This window comes from Burkholderia sp. Ac-20379 (genome assembly GCF_017104645.1).
Classification (GTDB): domain Bacteria; phylum Pseudomonadota; class Gammaproteobacteria; order Burkholderiales; family Burkholderiaceae; genus Burkholderia.
Genome location: NZ_JAAGPF010000695.1, coordinates 1 through 1,475, shown reverse-complemented (window position 1 = coordinate 1,475; position 1,475 = coordinate 1). Strand labels below are relative to the sequence as shown.

1 protein-coding gene is annotated in these 1,475 nt (G+C 75.0%); it reads right to left on the bottom strand.

The genetic code is table 11. From position 1 onward, the window contains the following. On the bottom strand, positions 1 to 920 hold a 920-nt coding region (gene cbiE / locus G3N92_RS34030), incomplete at its 3' end, for a precorrin-6y C5,15-methyltransferase (decarboxylating) subunit CbiE (protein ID WP_206131869.1). Positions 921 to 1,475 lie beyond the last annotated feature (555 nt).

Here is a 1,475-nt window from a genome sequence, read left to right as displayed (position 1 = left end):
GCGCGGCCGGCGACGATCGCGAGGCCCGGCGCGCCGAGCCGTTCGGCATTGCGCGCGATGCTCGCGCGGCGCGCGTCGTCGGCCTCGATCGCGATGGCCGTGCACGATGGATGCGCGCGCATCCATTCGATGCCGATCGAGCCGGAGCCCGCGCCCACATCCCACAGCCGCTCGCCGGGCGCCGGTGCGAGCCGCGCCAGCGTGATCGCGCGCATGTCGCGTTTGGTCAGTTGTCCGTCGTGTTCGTAGGCGTCGTCGGGCAGGCCCGGCACGAGGCCGAGCGCGGGGGCGTCGGCGTCGCGCACGCAGTCGAGCGCAACCAGATTCAGCGCGGCGACCTGCAGCGCGGGCCAGCTTTGCGCGAGGCCGTCGATGCGCCGCTCCTCGGGGCCGCCCAGATGTTCGAACACGCTCAGGCGCGTGGCGCCGAAACCGGCTTCGGCGACGAGCCGCGCGAGCGCGGCCGGCGTCGCGCCGTCGGCGCTCAGCACGAGCAGGCGGCGGCCGTGATGCAGATGACGCGCGAGCGTGGCGAGCGGCCGACCGACGCACGAGATCACGTCGAGATCCTGCAACGCCCAGCCAAGCCGCGCGGCCGCGAACGACACCGACGACGGCCCCGGCAGCACGCGCCATTCCTCGGGCGGCAGGCGCCGCGCGAGCGTCGCGCCGACCCCGTGGAACATCGGATCGCCGCTGGCCAGCACGCACACGGGCACGCCGCGATGCGCGAGCAGCGCGGCCACGTCGAACGGCTTCGGCCACGGTTCGCGGCGCGCGCGCAGGCAGCCCGGCAGCATCGCCAGATGACGCTCGCCGCCCACTATCACGGCCGCGTCGATCAACGCGCGCCGGGCGTGCTTGCCCAGGCCCGCGAAGCCGTCGTCGCCGATGCCGATTACCGTCAGCCACGCCGTCATGCCCCGTTCCCCATCCGTGTTCCGCCCTCGTCCCGTACGCGCCCGGCCCGCTGCGCGCCGGGGCGCGCGGCGTATCTCGGCCAGGCGAAAGCAGGCATAATACAGCCTCGTTTGCCGGCGCCCAATGGTGCCCGAAGGCGTGCCTTCGGGGGCCGATGTGGGGCCGATGCAGCGCTGCCGCAGCCGCCTGCGCCACAGTGCGGCGTCCGTCGCGTCGAACGCCGCGCGCCGAACGCGCGCCGCATGGCCGGAAAACCTGCCGGCCGAATGAACGTCCCGGCCGCATCGGGCGGGGTGATCCGATGCCGCGGCGCAGCCTGCGCAAGCCGCGCAGGCCCGTACCGAACCGGCCCGCACCCCGGCGCCCGCTTTCCCGTTCCGTTGTCGATTCGCTCCTTGCCGCTCCCACGCTCGACCCGCGATGTGCCCCCGAATCCTGCCGCCCGGCCGGACGACGGCGTGCGCGCGGCTCGCGGTGCGGGCAGGCATGCCGATCCCGCCCCGGCGATCCGGCCCAGCGCCTGCCCAGGGCTGGTGCGCGTGGTGGCCACGCAC